The sequence below is a fragment of the Streptomyces sp. SID14515 genome (genome assembly GCF_010548505.1).
Lineage (GTDB): Bacteria > Actinomycetota > Actinomycetes > Streptomycetales > Streptomycetaceae > Streptomyces > Streptomyces caviscabies.
The window spans coordinates 1-228 of the sequence record NZ_JAAGMH010000125.1; the positions used below are offsets into that span (position 1 = coordinate 1).

The following is a 228-nucleotide window of genomic DNA, read 5'->3' on the forward strand; positions in this document are numbered from 1 at the left end:
CCCCGGATCGACCCCGCCGTCACCTGGTCCGACCTCGAATGGCTGCGCTCGGTCTCCGGGCTGCCGGTCCTGGCCAAGGGCATCGTGCGCCCCGACGACGCCCGCCGGGCCGCGGAGCTGGGCATCGGCGTCTGGATGTCCAACCACGGGGGCCGCAACCTGGACACCGCAGTTGCCCCGCTCGTCACCCTGCCCGCCGTCGCCGAGGCCGTGGCGGGCCGGGTCCCG

General features: G+C 76.3%; 1 protein-coding gene. It reads left to right on the forward strand.

Annotated elements, in window-relative coordinates; all coding sequences use genetic code 11:
- Window positions 1-228 (forward strand): alpha-hydroxy-acid oxidizing protein (locus G3I54_RS30090; protein WP_164619120.1); only part of this gene is annotated, 228 nt, incomplete at both ends.